Origin of the sequence: Pseudomonas sp. MWU13-2517 (genome assembly GCF_023242545.1) — a bacterium.
Classification (GTDB): domain Bacteria; phylum Pseudomonadota; class Gammaproteobacteria; order Pseudomonadales; family Pseudomonadaceae; genus Aquipseudomonas.
On the sequence record NZ_JALMFA010000007.1, the window covers coordinates 182631 to 202882 of the forward strand.

General features: G+C 60.0%; 22 protein-coding genes. 15 read left to right on the forward strand and 7 right to left on the reverse strand.

From position 1 onward, the window contains the following. Positions 1 to 7: 7 nt before the first annotated feature. The 3 genes from M5B97_RS12315 to M5B97_RS12325 form a co-directional block, all read right to left on the reverse strand. On the reverse strand, positions 8 to 766 hold the full coding sequence (locus M5B97_RS12315; protein WP_248731600.1) for a GntR family transcriptional regulator: 759 nt from the start codon (positions 764 to 766) through the stop codon (positions 8 to 10). Between the two features lie 263 nt (positions 767 to 1029). Next, positions 1030 to 1533 (reverse strand): L,D-transpeptidase family protein, encoded by a 504-nt coding sequence (locus tag M5B97_RS12320; protein WP_123715368.1) that lies wholly within the window; start codon positions 1531 to 1533, stop codon positions 1030 to 1032. A 39-nt stretch (positions 1534 to 1572) separates the two neighbouring features. Next, complete coding sequence (locus M5B97_RS12325) at positions 1573 to 2121, reverse strand: NUDIX hydrolase (RefSeq protein ID WP_248731601.1); 549 nt, start codon at positions 2119 to 2121, stop codon at positions 1573 to 1575. A gap of 146 nt (positions 2122 to 2267) precedes the next feature. On the opposite strand from M5B97_RS12325, the gene M5B97_RS12330 reads away from it, so the two are divergent. The 5 genes from M5B97_RS12330 to purT all read left to right on the forward strand — a co-directional run bounded on the left by M5B97_RS12330 (position 2268) and on the right by purT (position 5488). Continuing rightward, positions 2268 to 2870: a CoA pyrophosphatase gene (locus tag M5B97_RS12330; RefSeq protein ID WP_123715370.1), complete on the forward strand. Its 603-nt coding sequence runs from the start codon at positions 2268 to 2270 to the stop codon at positions 2868 to 2870. 36 nt (positions 2871 to 2906) lie between these two features. Further along, positions 2907 to 3431, forward strand: coding sequence for a gamma carbonic anhydrase family protein (locus M5B97_RS12335; protein ID WP_134660165.1), 525 nt, complete (start codon positions 2907 to 2909; stop codon positions 3429 to 3431). Further along, on the forward strand, positions 3428 to 3643 hold the full coding sequence (locus tag M5B97_RS12340; RefSeq protein WP_248731602.1) for a DUF1289 domain-containing protein: 216 nt from the start codon (positions 3428 to 3430) through the stop codon (positions 3641 to 3643). Before M5B97_RS12335 ends, M5B97_RS12340 begins: the two co-directional genes overlap by 4 nt. 124 nt (positions 3644 to 3767) lie before the next feature. Then, on the forward strand, positions 3768 to 4235 hold the full coding sequence (locus M5B97_RS12345) for a preQ0 transporter (RefSeq protein ID WP_123715373.1): 468 nt from the start codon (positions 3768 to 3770) through the stop codon (positions 4233 to 4235). A 71-nt stretch (positions 4236 to 4306) separates the two neighbouring features. Continuing rightward, on the forward strand, positions 4307 to 5488 hold the full coding sequence (gene purT / locus M5B97_RS12350) for a formate-dependent phosphoribosylglycinamide formyltransferase (RefSeq protein ID WP_019817237.1): 1182 nt from the start codon (positions 4307 to 4309) through the stop codon (positions 5486 to 5488). A 110-nt stretch (positions 5489 to 5598) separates the two neighbouring features. On the opposite strand, the gene M5B97_RS12355 is transcribed toward purT, so the two are convergent. The 3 genes from M5B97_RS12355 to ccsA all read right to left on the reverse strand — a co-directional run bounded on the left by M5B97_RS12355 (position 5599) and on the right by ccsA (position 9230). Then, positions 5599 to 6909, reverse strand: a complete 1311-nt coding sequence (locus M5B97_RS12355; RefSeq protein ID WP_248731603.1) for an MFS transporter — start codon at positions 6907 to 6909, stop codon at positions 5599 to 5601. 266 nt (positions 6910 to 7175) lie between these two features. After that, the gene (locus tag M5B97_RS12360) at positions 7176 to 8414 is read right to left on the reverse strand and encodes a transporter associated domain-containing protein (protein ID WP_134660164.1); all 1239 of its coding nucleotides are present in this window, start codon (positions 8412 to 8414) and stop codon (positions 7176 to 7178) included. A 12-nt stretch (positions 8415 to 8426) separates the two neighbouring features. Continuing rightward, positions 8427 to 9230 (reverse strand): cytochrome c biogenesis protein CcsA, encoded by an 804-nt coding sequence (gene ccsA / locus M5B97_RS12365; RefSeq protein WP_177421598.1) that lies wholly within the window; start codon positions 9228 to 9230, stop codon positions 8427 to 8429. Between the two features lie 243 nt (positions 9231 to 9473). On the opposite strand from ccsA, the gene ffh reads away from it, so the two are divergent. From ffh to M5B97_RS12395, 6 genes are all read left to right on the forward strand, one after another. Further along, the gene (ffh, locus tag M5B97_RS12370; protein ID WP_248731604.1) at positions 9474 to 10850 is read left to right on the forward strand and encodes a signal recognition particle protein; all 1377 of its coding nucleotides are present in this window, start codon (positions 9474 to 9476) and stop codon (positions 10848 to 10850) included. Between the two features lie 250 nt (positions 10851 to 11100). Next, positions 11101 to 11352 (forward strand): 30S ribosomal protein S16, encoded by a 252-nt coding sequence (gene rpsP, locus M5B97_RS12375; RefSeq protein ID WP_003209587.1) that lies wholly within the window; start codon positions 11101 to 11103, stop codon positions 11350 to 11352. Positions 11353 to 11357: 5 nt separating this feature from the next. Then, entirely contained in the window at positions 11358 to 11894 is a 537-nt protein-coding gene (gene rimM / locus M5B97_RS12380; RefSeq protein WP_134660162.1) for a ribosome maturation factor RimM, read from the forward strand. After that, complete coding sequence (gene trmD / locus M5B97_RS12385; protein WP_024077235.1) at positions 11876 to 12649, forward strand: tRNA (guanosine(37)-N1)-methyltransferase TrmD; 774 nt, start codon at positions 11876 to 11878, stop codon at positions 12647 to 12649. Before rimM ends, trmD begins: the two co-directional genes overlap by 19 nt. Before the next feature lie 45 nt (positions 12650 to 12694). Continuing rightward, positions 12695 to 13045 carry a 50S ribosomal protein L19 gene (gene rplS, locus M5B97_RS12390; RefSeq protein ID WP_003175895.1) on the forward strand — a complete coding sequence of 117 codons (351 nt, stop codon included), beginning with the start codon at positions 12695 to 12697 and terminating at the stop codon, positions 13043 to 13045. Between the two features lie 81 nt (positions 13046 to 13126). Next, positions 13127 to 13540, forward strand: coding sequence for an acyl-CoA thioesterase (locus M5B97_RS12395; RefSeq protein ID WP_134660161.1), 414 nt, complete (start codon positions 13127 to 13129; stop codon positions 13538 to 13540). A 2-nt stretch (positions 13541 to 13542) separates the two neighbouring features. On the opposite strand, the gene M5B97_RS12400 is transcribed toward M5B97_RS12395, so the two are convergent. After that, complete coding sequence (locus tag M5B97_RS12400) at positions 13543 to 15351, reverse strand: sodium:proton antiporter (RefSeq protein WP_248731605.1); 1809 nt, start codon at positions 15349 to 15351, stop codon at positions 13543 to 13545. A gap of 107 nt (positions 15352 to 15458) precedes the next feature. Between M5B97_RS12400 and xerD the strand changes: the two genes are divergently transcribed. From xerD to thrC, 4 genes are all read left to right on the forward strand, one after another. Beyond that, positions 15459 to 16355 carry a site-specific tyrosine recombinase XerD gene (xerD, locus tag M5B97_RS12405; RefSeq protein WP_123715796.1) on the forward strand — a complete coding sequence of 299 codons (897 nt, stop codon included), beginning with the start codon at positions 15459 to 15461 and terminating at the stop codon, positions 16353 to 16355. A 149-nt stretch (positions 16356 to 16504) separates the two neighbouring features. Beyond that, positions 16505 to 17236: a thioredoxin fold domain-containing protein gene (locus M5B97_RS12410; protein ID WP_060754271.1), complete on the forward strand. Its 732-nt coding sequence runs from the start codon at positions 16505 to 16507 to the stop codon at positions 17234 to 17236. 130 nt (positions 17237 to 17366) lie between these two features. Continuing rightward, complete coding sequence (locus M5B97_RS12415) at positions 17367 to 18671, forward strand: homoserine dehydrogenase (RefSeq protein ID WP_123715795.1); 1305 nt, start codon at positions 17367 to 17369, stop codon at positions 18669 to 18671. Between the two features lie 103 nt (positions 18672 to 18774). Continuing rightward, the gene (thrC, locus tag M5B97_RS12420) at positions 18775 to 20184 is read left to right on the forward strand and encodes a threonine synthase (protein WP_248731606.1); all 1410 of its coding nucleotides are present in this window, start codon (positions 18775 to 18777) and stop codon (positions 20182 to 20184) included. Positions 20185 to 20252 lie beyond the last annotated feature (68 nt).

A 20252-nucleotide genomic window follows, 5' to 3' on the forward strand; every position in this document is an offset into this window, starting at 1 on the left:
CAGTTCTCTAAGGCCGCAACTCGGCGGCAAAGTCATACCTGCGCAGCTCTGCTACGAAGTCGTAGTAGTCGTTGCGGCAATAGGTGTCGGTGATTTCAATCGGGGTGTTGTCGGCGGTGTAGCCGACCCGAGTCATCAGCAGCATGGCGGTGCCAGGGGCAATGCCCACCAGCTTGGCGAACTCGTCGGAAGCGTTGATCGCCTGGATATGTTGCAGGGCGCGCACGATGGGTTTGCCGATGCCTTCGAGGTATTCGTACAGCGAATTGCCGATAGCCTGCGGATTCGGCAGTACCGTCGCGGGCATGGCGGTCATTTCAATCGCCATCACGGTGTCATCGGCTTTGCGCAAACGCTTGAGGCGCGCCACTTTGTCGGTGGGCGACAGCGCCAGGCGGATCAGCTCTTCGTGGGTTGGCGGGGTGATTTCACGCTCCAGCCATTGGGAGCTGGGCACAAACCCCTTGAGCCTTAACATCTCGCTGAAGCCCGACAGGCGTGACAGCGGCTGTTCCAGGCGCGGGGTGATAAAGGTGCCGGAACCCTGGCTGCGGCGGATCAGGCCCTGGGCCAGCAGCACTTCCAGGGCTTTACGGGCGGTGACCCGCGAGATGCCCAGTTGTTCGCTGAGGACGCGTTCCGACGGCAGCGCCTGTTCGGATTTCCACTGGCCGGCATGGATCGCCGCTTCCAGGTTGCGCGCCAATTGCAGGTACAACGGCGTGGATTGTTTGTCGTCGGGGCGCAGGGTCAGGATGGCGTTCATCTGTCAGGTGTCCGATGCGGTTATTGGAGTGTTGTCGCCCGGTATTGGCCGGAAATTAATACCACTTAAATACCATGTCAATGCAGCCAAAACGGTGCGAACGCTGGTTTTAGGGGTAAATAATGGTGCTTGGTATCAAGTGGTATTAGAGAGGTCTTTATCGCGCGCAGAACAGCGCAGCCCGGCGCGGTGAACTGGTATTCACCGGCAGGCGCCGCCAGGGGCAGGAGTTTTTTTCGAATTATTTTACGAACGGTGCGGGATTACGGACGAATCTCGATCAGGGTGCCGTCTTTGACCAGGTTCCAGACTTCGCGCATGTCCACGTTGCGCATGCCGATGCAACCGTCGGTCCAGTCCAGGGTGTGGAACAACTGCTCCGGGTAATCCGCACTGTCGGGGGTACCGTGGATCATGATCATGCTGCCCGGTTTTACCCCTTCACGGCGGGCGCGGGCGGCGTCGCTGATATTAGGGTAGGAAATGTGCATCGACAGGTTGAATCGGTCGCTGGTCTTGCGCCAGTCGATCCAGTAGAGGCCTTCCGGTGTGCGGCGGTCGCCCTCGATCAGCTTGGCCCCCTTGGGGTTGCGGCCCAGGGAAATGCGATAGGTCTTGAGAGGCTTGCCGTCATTGATCAACTGCAACTGACGGGCGGACTTGAGCACCAGGATTTTTTCGACTGGCTTGCCGCCGATGATTTCCACCGTGGAGGCCGAAGACAACGTAGCGAATGACAGGCAGAAAACAGCGAGCAACCAACGCATTGAAACGGTTTCCCTTGTAGAAAAATGCTGCCTTGAGTGTTATTTGGCCGATGGCATCATGGGCGGCACCGACTCGCTGCGCACCGGGAACATTTGCTGCCGGCGGTCGGCGAAGAAGCATTCTAAGGTACGCCCGACCGTGCGGAAAGCCAGCTCTGACCAAGGGATGTCGGCTTCATCGAACAGCTTCACCTCAAGGCTCTCGGGGCCTGCGGCAAAGTCCAGGTCGAGCAGCTCGGCGCGGTAGAAAATATGCACCTGGCTGATGTGCGGCACATCGATCAGGGTATAGATGCTCAGGTTGCGTACACGGGCGCAGGCTTCCTCGAGCGTTTCACGCGTGGCCGCCTGCTCCACGGTCTCGCCGTTCTCCATGAAGCCTGCGGGCAGCGTCCAGTAACCCAGGCGTGGCTCGATGGCGCGGCGGCACAGCAACACTTTATCGCCCCACACCGGCACCGTGCCGGCGACGATATTGGGGTTCTGATAGTGAATGGTCGAGCAGTGGTCGCACACATAACGCAGGCGGCCGTCGCCTTCGGGAATGCGCTGGGTAACCGGTTTACCGCACTGGCTGCAGAAGTTCATGCTGGGGTTCCTGGAGAGTGAGCCTATCTTGGCTTGGCGGGCAGGGCCCTGCAAGTTGTCGTTTCGCGACATGCTGCGGGTTTTGGGGTTGGGTGCCTGCCTGCTTTGGTGCATGATGCAAGGTAGCCAACAGACCGAGATGACTCATGCTGGACGAGCTACTTCGCCGGGTAAGCAACCACACCCCTCACACATTGGAGACTGACGGGCGTTTCCCCGAGGCCGCCGTGCTGGTGCCGATTACCCGCAGTGACGAACCCGAGCTGATCCTGACCTTGCGCGCCAGCGGCCTGTCGACCCACGGTGGCGAAGTGGCCTTTCCCGGCGGGCGCCGCGACCCCGAAGATCCCGACCTGATCTTTACCGCATTGCGCGAAGCCGAAGAGGAAATCGGCCTGCCCCCCGGGCTGGTGGAAGTGATCGGGCCGTTGAGCCCATTGATTTCCCTGCATGGCATCCGGGTCACGCCCTATGTCGGTGTGATCCCGGATTACGTCGAATACCTGGCCAACGACGCCGAGATTGCCGCGGTCTTCAGCGTGCCCCTGGAGTTTTTCCGCCAGGACCCGCGCGAACACACCCATCGAATCGATTACCAGGGGCGCAGTTGGTATGTGCCCAGCTATCGGTTTGGCGAATACAAGATCTGGGGCCTGACGGCGATCATGATTGTCGAGCTGATCAACCTGTTGTATGACGACGCCAAGATCAGCCTGCATCAGCCGCCCAAGAGCTTCATCAACACCTGAGCCACCGCTTGAGTGGCAATGCCGTGAGGACACACCATGAAATATCGCCTGGGCGAAGCCCGCGTCGAGACGCATCCACACAGTTGGGTGGCGCCGAATGCCACGCTGGTGGGCAAGGTCAAGCTGGAGGAGGGCGCCAATGTGTGGTTCAACGCGGTATTGCGTGGCGACAACGAACTGATCCTGATCGGCAAAAACAGCAACGTACAAGACGGCAGTGTGATGCATACCGACATGGGCTACCCGCTGACCCTGGGCACCGGCGTGACCATTGGGCACAACGCCATGCTGCATGGCTGCACCGTCGACGACTACAGCCTGATCGGAATCAACGCGGTGATCCTGAACGGAGCGAAGATCGGCAAGCACTGCATCATCGGCGCCAACTCGCTGATCGGTGAGGGCAAGGAAATTCCCGACGGTTCGCTGGTGATGGGCTCGCCGGGCAAAGTGGTGCGTGAACTGACCGAGGCACAGAAACGCATGCTCGAAGCTAGTGCCGCGCACTATGTGCATAACTCGCAGCGCTATGCGCGTGACCTGGCCGAGCAGGAAGAATGAACCCGATAGAACGCCCCGTCGCCTCGCCGTGCGTAAGCATTTGTGCACTGGATGATGACGACATCTGCACCGGTTGCCAGCGCACCGTGGATGAGATTACGCGCTGGAGCCGCATGGACAATGCCGAGCGCCGGGCGGTGCTGGGGTTATGCCATGAGCGGGCGGTGGCCAGTGGGTTGGTGTGGATGATGCCTGGTAAGTCCGGCGCCTGACAGCTGCCCTCCTGTAGGAGTGAGCTTGCTCGCGAAAAACGCGAGGACACTGCGTATAGTCTGGTCCCCCGTGTAATCGTTAACGTTTTCGCGAGCAAGCTCGCTCCTACAGGTTTTCTGTCCCATGCTCTTCCTGATTGCCTACATCAGCAGCGTCGTGCTGATCAACTTCGCCTTCTCCACTGCCCCGCACCTGGATGTCATCTGGTCCGCCTGGGGGGGCCTGGTGTTTATCCTGCGGGACATGGTGCAGACCCGCTTCGGGCATGGCGCGATTGTCGCCATGCTGGCGGCGCTGGTCTTGTCGTATGTCACGTCCGACCCGGCGATTGCCATGGCCAGTGCCACGGCGTTCGCGGTGTCCGAATGTATCGACTGGCTGGTGTTCAGCATCACCAGGCGCCCACTCCATGATCGCCTGTGGATAAGTTCGGCGCTGAGCATTCCTCTCGATACCTTTATTTTTTTCGGCCTGATCGGTGCGCTCACGCCGGCGGTGGCCGGTACGGCGTTGGTGTCGAAATTTGCCGGGGTCACGGTGGTGTGGCTGATCATGGCGTGGCGTATGCGCAAACGTGCCGTCGCCAACTGAGGCCAATTTTTACAGTTCATGTAAAATGCCGGCCTTTCTCCCCCCATGATCCGCTCCCCTGAGGACCTGAGATGACCCGAATCGGAACTCCATTGTCGCCAACCGCGACCCGCGTTTTGCTGTGTGGCTGCGGTGAGCTGGGCAAGGAAGTGGTGATCGAACTGCAACGCCTGGGCGTTGAAGTGATTGCCGTGGATCGCTACGCCAACGCGCCGGCCATGCAGGTCGCCCATCGCAGCCATGTGATCAACATGCTCGACGGCGCCGCCCTGCGCGCAGTGATCGAGGCCGAGAAACCGCACTTCATCGTGCCGGAAATCGAAGCCATCGCCACCGCTACCCTGGTAGAACTGGAGGCCGAGGGCTTCACCGTGATCCCGACTGCGCGTGCCACCTCGCTGACCATGAACCGCGAAGGCATCCGTCGCCTGGCCGCCGAAGAACTGGACCTGCCGACCTCGCCGTACCACTTCGCCGACACCTTCGAAGACTACAGCAAGGCCGTACAGGACCTGGGCTTCCCCTGCGTGGTCAAGCCGGTGATGAGCTCGTCGGGCAAAGGCCAGAGCCTGCTGCGCAGCACCGACGACGTGCAGAAAGCCTGGGACTACGCTCAGGAGGGCGGGCGTGCCGGTAAAGGCCGTGTGATCATCGAAGGCTTTATCGACTTCGACTACGAAATCACCCTGCTGACCGTGCGCCACATCGGCGGCACGACCTTCTGCGCGCCGGTTGGCCATCGCCAGGAGAAGGGCGATTACCAGGAATCCTGGCAGCCGCAAGCCATGAGCCCGATTGCCCTGGCGGAGTCCGAGCGCGTTGCCAAGGCGGTGACCGAGGCCCTGGGTGGCCGTGGCCTGTTTGGCGTGGAGTTGTTCATCAAGGGTGACCAGGTGTGGTTCAGCGAAGTGTCGCCGCGCCCTCATGACACTGGCCTGGTGACCCTGATTTCCCAGGACTTGTCGCAGTTCGCGCTGCATGCTCGCGCCATCCTGGGCCTGCCGATCCCGTTGATCCGTCAGTTCGGGCCTTCGGCTTCGGCGGTGATCCTGGTGGAAGGGCAGTCGACTCAGACTGCGTTCGCTAACCTGGGCGCGGCATTGAGTGAGCCTGACACGGCGTTGCGGCTGTTTGGCAAGCCCGAGGTGAATGGTCAGCGCCGCATGGGTGTGGCGCTGGCGCGGGACGAGTCGATTGAAGCTGCCCGGGCGAAAGCGACCCGCGCTTCCCAAGCGGTTGTTGTAGAGCTGTAACCCATCCCCTGTAGGAGCGAGCTTGCTCGCGAAGGTATTTCAGGCGCATCGCTGCGTCGGATGTACCTTCTTCGCGAGCAAGCTCGCTCCTACAGGGCGATTCGCGCTAATCAGTCGACGCGATTCAAGTCGTTGTCCCGCGTCTCTTTCAGGCACAGCACAGCAATCAAGCTGAGCAACGCTGCCGCCGACACATACCCGCCGACATAACTCAGCCCGCCCATCGCCACCAGCTTGGTCGCGAAAAACGGTGCAGCCGATGCTCCTACAATCCCACCCAGGTTATATGCCGCCGAAGCGCCGGTATAACGCACGCGGGTCGGGAACAGTTCCGGTAACAGTGCGCCCATCGGTGCGAAGGTCACGCCCATCAAAAACAGCTCCAGCGCCAGGAACAGCGCCACGCCCCAGGTTGAGCCGTGGGTCAGCAGCGGCTCCATGGTGAAACCCGACAAAATGGCCAGGATCGCCCCGACGATCAGTACCGGCTTGCGACCATATCGGTCACTGGCCAGGGCCGCCAGCGGCGTCGCCAACCCCATGAACAACACGGCAAAGCACAGCAGGCCGAGGAACGTCTCGCGGCTGTAGCCCAGTGTCGATACGCCGTAGCTCAGGGAAAATGCGGTGGTGATATAGAACAGTGCATAGCACACCACCATCGACGCGGCGCCCAGCAGTGCGGGTGCCCAATGCTGGCTGAACAATTCCACCAGCGGTACTTTCACCGGGGCTTCTTTGGCCACGGCATTGGCGAACACCGGGGTCTCGTGCAGTTTCAACCGTGCATACAGGCCGACCATCACCAGCGCGGCGCTGAGGATGAAAGGGATGCGCCAGCCCCAACTGCGAAATTGCTCGTCGCTCAGGCTCATGGCCAGGATCAGGAATAAGCCATTGGCTGCCAGAAAGCCAATCGAAGGCCCAAGTTGCGGGAACATGCCGAACCAGGCGCGTTTGCCTTTCGGCGCATTCTCGGTGGCCAGCAACGCTGCGCCACCCCATTCGCCGCCCAGGCCAAGGCCCTGGCCGAAACGCAGCACGCACAACAGGATAGGCGCCCAGGCCCCGATACTGTCATAACCGGGCAGCAAGCCGATCAGCGTGGTGCACACGCCCATCAGCAGCAAGGAGGCGACCAGCGTGGATTTGCGGCCGATGCGGTCTCCAAAGTGGCCAAACAGCGCCGAACCCAGTGGGCGGGCAATAAAAGCGATACCGAAGGTCAGAAACGACGCCAGCATCTGGGCGGTGCCGGAGGTCTGCGGGAAGAACACCGGGCCGATCACCAGCGCCGCGGCGGTGGCATAGATGTAGAAATCGTAGAATTCGATAGCGGTGCCGACGATGCTCGCCGTGGCGACCCGTGCGGTCGAGTTGCTCGGGGCGGCGGTCGCGGCCTCGTTGTAAGTGGTGCTCATGGCAGTATCCCTGACAGTCATTGCGCGTTTGGACGCGGATTTTTATTGGTCGAACACCCAGGGTTCAGGGCAGTGCGCGGGGCGGCTCGGGATGGGAGCAAACACCGGTCAGACAGGATGGTGCGGTGCCTGGACGCGCTCAGTGCGGGTAGCACGCGGTCGGGCGAGGCTTGGATAAGCCGCCCGATTATAGGAAGGGGTTTGAACATACAACAAGTGGGCTGGCACGAGGCACATCAAAACGTGGGAGCGGGCTTGCTCCCAGGTTATGCGGCGACCGGCACCCGGCTGGTGTGCCAGATCAGCACTTTGCTGACGCGGTTGTCCTCGGTCTCGAGGATTTCCAGGCGATAACGGCCGATTTTCAGGCATACGGCGCAATCGGGAATGGTCTCCAGCGCTTCGGTCACCAGCCCGTTGAGGGTCTTGGGGCCGTCGCTGGGCAGGTGCCAGCCCAGGCTTTTGTTCAGCTCACGGATCGAAGCGGCGCCGTCGATGATGTAGCGGCCGTCCGTTTGGGCTTCGATGTGCGGGTTGTCCACACTTTGCTCGCTTTCGAATTCGCCGACGATTTCTTCGAGGATATCTTCCAGGGTGACGATGCCCAGCACTTCGCCGTATTCGTCCACCACCATGCCCAGGCGGCGTTGCTGTTTGTGGAAGTTCAGCAGTTGCAACTGCAGGGGCGTGCTTTCCGGGACGAAGTAAGGTTCGTGGCAGGCAGCGAGCAAGGCTTCTTTGGTCAGGCTGGCGTCGGGCAGCAGGTGCTGGATCTGCCGCGTGTTGAGCACCGCTTCGACCTGGTTGATATCGCTGTGGAACACCGGCAGGCGCGTGCGCTGGGAGGTGCGCAGCTGTTCGATGATCTCTTCGGTGGAGTCATCGAGGTTGATGCCATCCACCTCGCTGCGTGGCACCAGGATGTCGTTGACCGTGATGTTGTCCAGCGCGTGGATACCGGGCAAGCCCGGTGTACGGCTTTCGCCTGCCTCAGGTTCCGGCTCGTCGTCATGCTCGGGCAGCGGCTCGTCGCTCTTTTTTACCACGCCGGATTTACGCGCGAAGGGGCGCAGCAGTAACAAGCTGATGCCGTTGAGCAGCCAGGCCAGGGGGTAGAGGATTTTCAGGGGAACGCCCAGCAGTGTATTGCCGAACCCCAATACGGCTTGCGGGTGACGGGTGGCCAGGGCACGGGGCAGGTAGTCGGCGAGGATCAGTAACAGGGCGCAGGAAATCAGCCAGCCGAGCCAGGGGCCGTTCTGCGCCCAGGCATAGATGGCGAGCACGGTGCAAAGAATCACCACGGCAGCGCGGCACAGGCTGTTGCACAGGATCAGGCTGTTACGCGGGAAGCTCAGGCGGGCAGCGGCCTTGTCGCCCTGGCGTGTACCGGGGCGCAGGGCCAGCAGGTGCTGTTGTGCGGCTTCGATGGCGGTAAACAGCGCCGCCCATAGAATCAGCAGGGCGATTACTGCGAGCATCGGCCCCAGGGGCAAGTTGTCCATTTTTGCTGCCCGTCAGATATGCAGGATGTATTCGCGAACCAGCTTGCTGCCGAAATAGGCCAGCATCAGCAGGCAGAAACCGGCCAGGGTCCAGCGGATTGCCTTGTGCCCGCGCCAGCCGAGACGGTTGCGTCCCCACAGCAGCACGCTGAACACCACCCAGGCCAGGCAGGCCAGCAGGGTTTTGTGCACCAGGTGCTGGGCAAACAGGTTTTCGACGAACAGCCAGCCGGAAATCAGCGACAGCGACAGCAGCGTCCAGCCGGCCCACAGGAAGCCGAACAGCAGGCTTTCCATGGTTTGCAGCGGCGGGAAGTTCTTGATCAGCCCGGACGGGTGTTTGTTTTTCAACTGGTGGTCCTGCAGCAGCAGGAGCAGGGCTTGGAACACCGCAATGGTGAACATGCCGTAGGCCAGGATCGACAACAGGATATGCGCCAGGATGCCAGGCTCTTCATCAATGACCTGCACGGTGCCGGTCGGCGTGAAGTGCGCCAGCAGTACGGTCAATATTCCCAGCGGGAATAGCAGCACCAGCAGGTTCTCTACCGGAATGCGGTAGCACGCCAGCAGGGTCAGCGCGATGACGGCGGCGGCGATCAGGCTGGCTGCGCTGAAAAAGTCCAGGCCCAGGCCGACCGGTGTCATCAGGTGGGTGTAAAGGCTCGTGGCATGGGCCAGCAGGGCCAGGACGCCAAGGCCCACCAACAGACGTTTGTCCGCTTTAGTGCCTTGGGCCAGACGAGTGCCCTGATAGAGGGTCGCAGCGGCATACAAGATGGCGGCGGCGAGGCTGGGTAGCAAACTGGGTGACAAGGGGACCATAAATCCTGATAGATAAGCCCGAAAGGCGTTGAGTTTCGCATACCCCCGCGTTCCACGAAAGACTCCCGGGCCAGACAGCGGGTGTGCACGGGCGCAGTCTTCGCTATAATCCGCGACCTGCCCACGCCGCAGGCTCGCCGAGCGCTGTTTTTAATAGCGATTTACCACAGCCTGGGCCGCCATTACCTCGGTCTACCAATGCATTTCGATGAATAGGGCCTGAAAGGATCGCGCATGTTTGAAAACCTGACTGACCGTCTCTCGCAGACGCTGCGCCACGTTACCGGCAAGGCCAAGCTCACCGAGGACAACATTAAAGACACCCTGCGTGAAGTGCGCATGGCGTTGCTGGAAGCCGACGTGGCCTTGCCTGTGGTCAAAGACTTCGTCAACTCGGTCAAGGAGCGCGCGGTCGGCACCGAAGTGTCCCGCAGCCTGACCCCGGGCCAGGCCTTTGTGAAGATCGTCCAGGCCGAACTCGAAAGCCTGATGGGCGTGGCCAACGAAGATCTGAACCTCAGCGCAGTGCCACCAGCCGTTGTGCTGATGGCGGGCCTGCAAGGTGCGGGTAAGACCACCACGGCCGGCAAGCTGGCGCGCTTCCTTAAAGAGCGCAAGAAGAAGTCGGTCATGGTGGTGTCGGCCGACGTGTACCGTCCGGCGGCCATCAAGCAATTGGAAATGCTGGCTGGCGAAGTGGGCGTGACCTTCTTCCCGTCCGACCTGAGCCAGAAGCCGGTCGACATTGCCAACGCAGCTATTAAAGAAGCCAGGCTGAAATTCATCGACGTGGTCATCGTCGATACCGCCGGTCGCCTGCACATCGACGAAGAGATGATGGGCGAGATCAAGGCACTGCATGCCGCGATCAATCCGGTCGAAACACTGTTCGTGGTCGACGCCATGACCGGCCAGGATGCGGCCAATACGGCCAAGGCCTTCGGTGACGCGCTGCCGCTGACCGGTGTGATCCTGACCAAGGTCGACGGTGACGCCCGTGGCGGTGCCGCGTTGTCGGTACGTGCCATCACCGGCAAGCCGATCAAGTTCATTGGTATGGGCGAGAAGAGCGAAGCGCTCGAACCGTTCCACCCTGAGCGTATTGCTTCGCGTATCCTCGGCATGGGTGACGTGCTCAGCCTGATCGAACAGGCTGAAGCGACCCTCGACAAGGACAAGGCCGACAAGCTCGCCAAGAAGCTGAAAAAGGGCAAGGGCTTCGACCTCGAAGACTTCCGCGACCAGTTGCAACAGATGAAGAACATGGGCGGCCTTGGCGGCCTGATGGACAAACTGCCGAACATCGGCGGTGTGAACCTGGCGCAGATGGGCAATGCCCAGGGCGCGGCAGAGAAGCAGTTCAAGCAGATGGAAGCCATCATCAACTCCATGACGCCGGCCGAGCGCCGCGACCCTGAGCTGATCAGCGGTTCGCGCAAGCGCCGGATCGCCATGGGTTCCGGCACCCAGGTGCAGGACATTGGTCGCTTGATCAAGCAGCACAAGCAGATGCAGAAGATGATGAAGAAGTTCTCCGCCAAGGGCGGCATGGCCAAGATGATGCGCGGCATGGGTGGTATGTTGCCCGGCGGCGGTATGCCAAAGATGTAAGAAATTCGAGCGCAAGCCTGCTTGCGCTCCGACCCACAGGGATGTGGGATCTCCAGCAAACCCGCCATTGGCGGGCGCTGACTCGCCGTTTTAACCGACGGCTCTATAGCAGATCTGAGTGGCACGCTGATAGGCGTCAGAAAAAGACATTTGCAAAAGTCCGGATATTCCTTAGAATATGCGGCCTTTCGGGCACCTATGCCCGCTGTGCATTTAGATTTGCAGCACCGACTACAGGAACGATGTTCACATGCTAACAATCCGTCTTGCCCTTGGCGGCTCCAAAAAGCGCCCGTTTTACCACTTGACCGTAACTGACAGCCGCAACCCACGTGACGGCTCTCACAAAGAACAAGTTGGCTTCTTCAACCCGATCGCTCGTGGTCAAGAAGTTCGTCTGTCCGTGAACCAAGAGCGCGTAGCCTACTGGCTGAGCGTTGGTGCGCAACCTTCTGAGCGCGTTGCTCAGTTGCTGAAGGACGCTTCTAAGGCTGCGGCCTGAGCGATATGAACGCGACGCCTGCTGTTGCTGATGATTTGATCGTTATCGGCAAGATTTATTCTGTTCATGGCGTTCGCGGCGAAGTGAAGGTGTATTCCTTTACTGATCCGACTGAAAACCTGCTGCAGTACAAAACCTGGACGCTCAAGCGCGAAGGGAGTGTGAAGCAGGTCGAGCTGGTCAGTGGACGTGGGAGCGATAAGTTCCTGGTCGCAAAGCTCAAGGGTCTTGATGATCGTGAAGAAGCTCGTCTTCTGGCTGGTTATGAGATCTGCGTGCCACGCAACCTGTTCCCTGAATTGACCGATGGCGAGTACTACTGGTACCAGCTGGAAGGTCTGAAGGTTATTGATCAACTCGGGCAATTGCTCGGGAAAATCGACCATCTTCTGGAAACCGGCGCCAATGATGTAATGGTGGTCAAGCCTTGCGCTGGCAGCCTGGATGATCGCGAACGCCTGTTGCCCTATACGGAGCAATGCGTGTTGGCCGTCGACCTGGTCGCAGGCGAGATGAAGGTGGAATGGGACGCGGACTTCTAAGCGTGGCTAATTTGCGCATTGAAGTGATCAGTTTGTTTCCCGAGATGTTTTCCGCCATCAGCGAGTACGGCATCACCAGTCGGGCGGTGAAACAGGGGCTGTTGCAGCTTACCTGTTGGAACCCGCGAGACTACACGACGGATCGACATCACACTGTGGACGATCGCCCATTTGGCGGTGGCCCGGGCATGGTGATGAAGATCAAGCCCCTGGAAGACGCATTGGTTCAGGCCAAGGCCGCTGCCGGGGAGAAGGCGAAGGTAATTTACCTGTCCCCTCAAGGCCGTCAGCTGAAACAGGCGGCGGTACGCGAACTGGCAAATGAGGAAGCACTGATCCTGATTGCCGGTCGCTATGAAGGCATTGACGAGCGTTTTATTGAAGCTCATGTCGATGAAGAGTGGTCGATTGGGGACTATGTCCTGTCTGGCGGCGAGCTGCCGGCGATGGTCCTGATAGATGCGGTTACACGACTGCTGCCTGGAGCTTTAGGGCATGCGGACTCCGCGGAGGAAGACTCCTTCACGGATGGTTTGCTGGATTGCCCGCACTACACCCGACCGGAGGTGTATGCGGATCAGCGTGTTCCCGACGTATTGCTAAGTGGCAATCACGCACACATCCGGCGTTGGCGTTTACAGCAGTCCCTTGGTCGGACCTATGAACGACGCGCCGATCTTCTGGAAAGCCGCTCGCTTTCTGGAGAAGAGAAGAAGCTGCTCGAGGAATACATCCTCGCGCGGGACGATAGTTAACAACGTATCGATGGTAGGTCCATTGACTTACCTTAGGAGCACAGCATGACTAACAAAATCATCCTTGCACTCGAAGCAGAGCAGATGACCAAAGAGATCCCTACCTTTGCCCCGGGCGACACCATTGTCGTTCAGGTGAAAGTGAAGGAAGGCGACCGTTCGCGTCTGCAAGCGTTCGAAGGCGTGGTAATCGCCAAGCGTAACCGTGGTGTGAACAGTGCTTTCACTGTTCGTAAAATCTCCAACGGTGTTGGCGTAGAGCGTACTTTCCAGACCTACAGCCCGCAAATCGACAGCATGGCCGTCAAGCGTCGCGGTGACGTACGTAAAGCCAAGCTGTACTACCTGCGTGACCTGTCCGGTAAAGCAGCTCGCATCAAGGAAAAACTGGCTTAAGTCCAGCTTCCCGATGCAGAAAAAAGCAGCCTACGGGCTGCTTTTTTGTGCCTGAAATTTGTCTATCTGCCGGTATTGTCCATGACCACCCGTCTCGAAGAAATCCAGCGCCGCACCGATCTGTCCGTCACTCATGTGACCAAGGCGGTGTTCCCGCCGACCACCAATCATCACAATACCTTGTTCGGCGGCACTGCCTTGGCATGGATGGACGAGGTGTCGTTCATTACCGCCACGCGTTTTTGCCGCTTGCCGTTGGTGACGGTTTCCACTGATCGCATCGACTTCAATCACGCGATTCCGGCCGGCTCCATCGTTGAGTTGATCGGCCGCGTGATCAAAGTTGGCAATACCAGCCTCAAGGTCGAAGTTGAAGTCTTTGTCGAGAGCATGAGTGTTGATGGTCGCGAAAAGGCGATCCAGGGCGTGTTCAGCTTTGTGGCGATCGATGCCGACAAACGCCCGGTGCCGGTGTTACCGGGGTTTGTTGACTGACTTCATACGGTGGCAGTAGTTTCCGGTTGGATCACTGCCAGCAGGGTCCAGCCGGCGGCAGGTTTCAAGCTGCTGTCCGGGGTGATGACATGCACCCAGCCGCTGGTATCGCGGGCAAACAGCAGGGTCGCGCGATCACCATGCAGTGCCTGGTACTGATCCAATCCGAATTCCTCCGTCAGATGGGTGCTGTACAACTCGGCGCCTTGGCCCAGCAGGCTGGCGAGTTTGGTATAGCTCAAGGGTTGGCTGCCCAGCAGGTGGCCGCGATGCTCATGGCTGGCCTTGTGTTTATCGGTACGGCGGCTTTCCTGGCTGCTGGCCAGGGCGAACAGGCGATGCCCGAAGTCGTGGCGAAAGCGCATGGCGGCCAGGGTATTCAGTTCGCCGGAAGGGGAGAGTGCCAACAGATGCCCAAGCCCGACCAGATCCAGATGTGACTCGGCGTGTTGTGAGGCCGGGTTGCCGAAGTAGGTGGGCAGCCCTTCCATCCGGCTGGCGCGGATGTTTTCCCAGCTTGAGTCGGTCAGCAACACGCGGCTGCCCAGTTGCTGCAGGGCCTTGCCGAGGATGCGTGCCGGGCCGTTCGCGCCGACGATCAGAAAACCGCTGGGCGCAGGCTCGGCTACTTTCAGCAGGCGGGCCAGCGGGCGTGCCGTGGCGCTTTGCAGTACAACGGTGCCGATAATGACGGCGAACGTCAGCGGAACCAGCAGTAATGCACCGTCATGGCCGGCTTCATCCAGGCGTATGGCGAAGATGGCCGACACCGCCGCCGCCACGATTCCGCGTGGGGCGATCCACGACAACAGCGCACGCTCGCGCCAATTCAGCCCGGAACCCCAGGTTGAAAGCGCGACATTCAAAGGCCGTGCGATAAATTGAATGATCAGCAACAGAATCAGTACCAGCGGCCCCAGGGCAATCAAGGCATTCAGGTCCAGGCGCGCTGCCAGCAGAATGAATAGCCCGGAAATCAGCAGCACACTGAGGTTTTCCTTGAAATGCAGGATGTGCCGCACGTCCACGCCTTTCATATTGGCCAACCACATGCCCATGAGCGTGACCGCAAGCAAGCCGGACTCATGCAGCACCAGGTTGGAAGCGATGAATATCCCCAGTACCCCAGCCAGTGTCGCCAGGTTGTGCAGGTATTCGGGCAGCCATTGCCGACGCATGATCTGCCCCAGCACCCAGCCACCCGCAATGCCGAACACGCTGCCACACAGGATGACCCCACCAAAGGTCAGCAAGCTGTGGCTCAGGCCGTCGCCCGACGCGCGCGCAATGATGAAGCTGTAGACCACCACGGCCAGCAGTGCACCGATCGGGTCAATGACGATGCCCTCCCAGCGCAGGATGTTCGCGATGGACGCTTTGGGGCGTACGACCCGCAGCATGGGCACAATCACGGTTGGCCCGGTTACCAGGGTCAGGGTGCCGAACAGCAGGGCGAGCAGCCAGTCAAAGCCCAGCAGCCAGTGGGTAGCAACGGTGATTACCGCCCATGTCGACAGAGCGCCGAGCGTAACCAGTCGATGGACGACACTGCCGATTTCCTTCCATTCCGAGAGGTGCAGAGTGAGGCTGCCCTCAAACAGAATCAGGGCCACGGCCAGGGATACCAAGGGCATGAGCAGCGGGCCGAACATTTCCTGGGGGTTGAGCCAGCCCAGCACCGGGCCCGCCAGGATGCCGCTCAACAACAGAAACAGGATGGCCGGAAGTTTCAGGCGCCATGCCAGCCATTGGCAGGCCAATGCGGCCACGCCGATACCGCCCAGTGCCAGCAGGATCTGTTGTTCGTTCATTGAAGCTCCCTGTTCCTTGAAATAGCGGGCTATGAAAGACTAGTGGCCCTTGTCACAGTTCACTAAATAATTCGCGCAAAGCCCTGTGCTGCGCCGCTTGAGTGCCCATGCCTGCCATTGACCACCCGCTGATCGACCGTTTCCTTGACGCTTTATGGCTGGAGAAAGGCCTGTCGGACAACACCCGCCAGGCCTATCGCAGCGATTTGGCCCTGTTCAACGGCTGGTTGCAGGAGAAGAACCTCGAATTGATCAATGCCGGTCGTGAGTTGATTCTGGATCACTTGGCCTGGCGCCTGGAACAAAACTACAAGCCGCGTTCCACTGCGCGTTTCCTCTCCGGTGTGCGCGGCTTTTATCGCTACCTGCTGCGGGAAAAACTGATCGCTGTCGACCCGACCCTGCAAGTCGACATGCCGCAGCTCGGCAGGCCTTTACCCAAATCCTTGTCGGAAGCCGATGTGGATGCCTTGCTCGCCGCGCCCGACCTCAGTGAGGCCATCGGCCAGCGTGACCGTGCCATGCTCGAGGTGCTTTACGCCTGCGGCCTGCGGGTGACTGAACTGATCAGCCTGACCCTGGAGCAAGTCAATCTGCGCCAGGGGGTGTTGCGGGTGATGGGCAAGGGCAGCAAGGAGCGCCTGGTGCCGATGGGTGAGGAGGCGATCGTGTGGGTCGAACGCTATATGCGCGATGCCCGCAGCGAACTTCTCGGCGGGCGGCCCAGCGATGTATTGTTCCCCAGCCTGCGTGGCGAGCAGATGACCCGCCAGACCTTCTGGCACCGCATCAAACACCAGGCCAAAGTGGCCGGGATCGGCAAGGCATTGTCGCCCCACACGTTGCGCCATGCCTTTGCCACCCATTTGCTCAACCATGGTGCGGATTTGCGGGTCGTGCAAATGTTGCTTGGCCATAGCGACTTATCCACAACTCAAATCTATACCCACGTAGCGCGTGCGCGATTGCAGGACATGCACGCCAAACACCACCCGCGTGGCTGAAAACCGCCAATTTATCCTGCTACGGGCTGCCCTGCGGCCCAACTGTGGTAGGCTTTGCGGGTTAGTAAAGGGGACGGCGTCTTGTATATGGCCCGGTGTCTTCCAGCGGTGTTCCACACCCGTCCCTGCATCTGCCTTCAGGAGTTCCCATGCGCTTGACCCAGATTATTGCCGCCGCAGCCATTGCGTTGGTTTCCACCTTCGCATTCGCCGATGACGCTGCCGAGCAGACCATCCGCAAAAGCCTGGCCAACCTGCAACTCGATACCCCGATCGAAAGCATCAGCGCCAGCCCCATGGCCGGCCTGTATGAAGTCAAGCTCAAGGGCAGCCGCGTGCTGTACGCCAGTGCCGATGGCCAGTACATCGTCCAGGGCTACCTGTTCCAGTTGAAAGACGGCAAGCCGGTCAACCTGACCGAAAAAGCCGAACGCCTGGGTGTGTCCAAGCTGATCAACGGTATTCCGGTGGCTGAAACCGTGGTCTACCCGGCCATCGGCGAAACCAAGACACACATCACCGTATTCACCGACACCACCTGCCCGTACTGCCACAAGCTGCACGCCGAAGTGCCTGCACTGAACAAGCTCGGCGTGGAAGTACGCTACGTTGCGTTCCCGCGCCAGGGCCTGGGCTCGCCGGGTGACGAGCAATTGCAGGCGGTGTGGTGCTCGACCGACAAGAAAGCGGCCATGGACAAGATGGTCGATGGTAAGGAAATCAAGGCGGCCAAATGTGCCAACCCGGTTTCCAAGCAGTTTGCATTGGGCCAGTCAATCGGTGTGAATGGTACACCGGCCATCGTTTTGGCTGATGGTCAGGTAATTCCGGGCTACCAGCCGGCACCACAAGTTGCCAAACTGGCTCTGAGTGCCAAGTAAACCAGCGTCGTCGAACCTTTGACGATTATGGCCCGCCGACAGATCGACGGGCCATCAAATTGAAAGCCGCAGTTGTGCGGCTGTTTTCCACGGCCGACCTAGCGTCGGCCGTTTCATGGGGAGTTCTTCAGTGAAACCGGTCAAAGTAGGCATCTGTGGGTTAGGGACCGTCGGTGGCGGCACCTTCAACGTACTTCAGCGTAACGCCGAAGAAATTTCCCGCCGTGCAGGGCGTGGGATTGAAGTGGCGCAAATTGCCACGCGTTCGCCAAAGCCTCAGTTCCAAACGACCGGTATTGCTATTACCAACGATGTCTTCGACGTGGCCACCAACCCTGAAATCGATATCGTCATCGAACTGGTCGGCGGCTACACCGTGGCGCGTGAGCTGGTGCTCAAGGCCATCGAGAACGGCAAGCACGTGGTCACCGCCAACAAGGCGCTGATCGCCGTACACGGCAACGAAATCTTCGCCAAGGCTCGCGAGAAGGGCGTGATCGTTGCGTTCGAAGCGGCCGTGGCGGGTGGTATCCCGGTGATCAAGGCGATCCGTGAGGGCCTTTCCGCCAACCGCATCAACTGGGTGGCCGGCATCATCAACGGCACCGGTAACTTCATCCTCACCGAGATGCGCGAGAAGGGCCGTACGTTCGAAGACGTGCTGGCCGAAGCCCAGGCCCTGGGTTATGCCGAAGCCGACCCGACGTTCGACGTCGAAGGTATCGATGCTGCCCACAAGCTGACCATCCTGGCGTCTATCGCCTTTGGTATCCCGCTGCAGTTCGACAAAGCCTACACCGAAGGCATCACCAAGCTGACCACCGCCGATGTGAACTACGCCGAAGCCCTGGGCTACCGCATCAAGCACTTGGGCGTAGCGCGCAGCACTCCGGCCGGTATCGAGTTGCGTGTACACCCGACGCTGATTCCGGCCGATCGCCTGATCGCCAACGTCAATGGCGTGATGAACGCGGTGATGGTCAACGGTGACGCGGCGGGCTCGACCCTGTTTTACGGCGCCGGCGCCGGCATGGAGCCGACCGCTTCGTCGGTGATCGCCGATCTGGTGGACGTGGTTCGCGCCATGACCAGCGACCCGGAAAACCGCGTACCACACCTGGCCTTCCAGCCGGACTCGCTGTCGGCCCACCCGATCCTGCCGATCGAGGCCTGCGAAAGCTCCTACTACCTGCGTATCCAGGCCAAGGATCACCCGGGCGTGTTGGCCCAGGTCGCCAGCATCCTGTCGGAACGCGGCATCAACATCGAGTCGATCATGCAGAAGGAAGTCGAGGAACAAGACGGCCTGGTACCTATGATCCTGCTGACCCATCGTGTGCTCGAACAGCACATCAACGATGCCATTCGGTCGCTCGAAGCTCTCCAGGGCGTGGTTGGACCGGTCGTTCGTATTCGCGTCGAACATTTGAATTAATCCAGCTGCAAGCGGTTAGCTACACGCTGCAAGTAAAAGCCGATTCGCGCTGACTTGCCGCTTGTAACTTGAAGCTTGAAGCCCAAACCAAAGGTTTGCTTCCATGCGTTATATCAGCACCCGCGGCCAGGCACCGGCCCTGAATTTCGAAGATGTTTTACTGGCAGGCCTTGCCACCGACGGCGGCCTGTACGTGCCGGAAAACCTGCCACGCTTCACCCAGGAGGAAATCGCCTCGTGGGCCGGCCTGCCCTACCACGAGCTGGCGTTCCGGGTTATGCGCCCGTTCGTTACCGGCAGCATTCCGGACGCGGATTTCAAGAAGATCTTGGAAGAAACGTACGGTGTGTTTTCCCACAACGCCATCGCGCCATTGCGTCAGCTGAACGGCAACGAGTGGGTTCTCGAGCTGTTCCACGGCCCGACCCTGGCGTTCAAGGACTTCGCCCTGCAATTGCTGGGTCGCCTGCTCGATTACGTGCTGGAAAAGCGCGGCGAGCGCGTGGTGATTATTGGTGCCACCTCCGGTGATACCGGTTCGGCGGCTATCGAGGGCTGCAAACACTGCGAAAACGTCGACATCTTCATCCTGCACCCGCACCAGCGTGTGTCGCAGGTGCAACGTCGCCAGATGACCACCATTTTGGGTGACAACATCCATAACATCGCCATCGAAGGCAACTTCGATGACTGCCAGGAAATGGTCAAGAACAGTTTCGCTGACCAGAGCTTCCTGAAAGGCACGCGCCTGGTGGCAGTGAACTCGATCAACTGGGCGCGGATCATGGCCCAGATCGTCTACTACTTCCATGCATCGCTGCAGTTGGGCGGGCCGGCGCGTTCGGTGTCGTTCTCGGTGCCCACCGGTAACTTCGGCGATATCTTCGCCGGCTACCTGGCGCGCAATATGGGCTTGCCGATCAACCAGTTGATCGTCGCCACCAACCGCAACGACATCCTGCACCGCTTCATGAGCGGCAACCAGTACGTCAAGGAAACCCTGCACGCGACCTTGTCGCCGTCCATGGACATCATGGTTTCGTCGAACTTCGAACGCCTGCTGTTCGACATGCACGGTCGCAACGGCGCAGCCATTGCCGGTTTGATGGACAACTTCAAAAGCGGTGGCGGTTTCAGCGTGGATGAAGAGCGCTGGACAGAAACCCGCAAGTTGTTCGACTCCCTGGCGGTGGACGATGCGCAGACCTGCGAAACCATCGCTGAAGTCTACGCCCAGACCGGCGAAGTGCTGGACCCGCACACCGCTATCGGCGTGAAGGCCGCCCGCGAATGCCGGCGCAGCCTGGATATCCCGATGGTGATCCTCGGCACTGCTCACCCGGTCAAATTCCCGGAAGCGGTGGAGAAAGCGGGCGTTGGCAAGGCGCTGGAGTTGCCGGTGCACCTGGTCGACCTGTTCGAACGTGAAGAGCGTTGCACCGTATTGGCCAATGACCTGAAAGCAGTGCAGGCATTTGTCAGCCAGCATGGCAACCGTGGTAAGCCTCTCTGATTCAAAGGCTGCTACGCGGTAGGTCGAGCCCGTCTTTGTGACGGGCTTTTTCATTATGGCGAGGCATA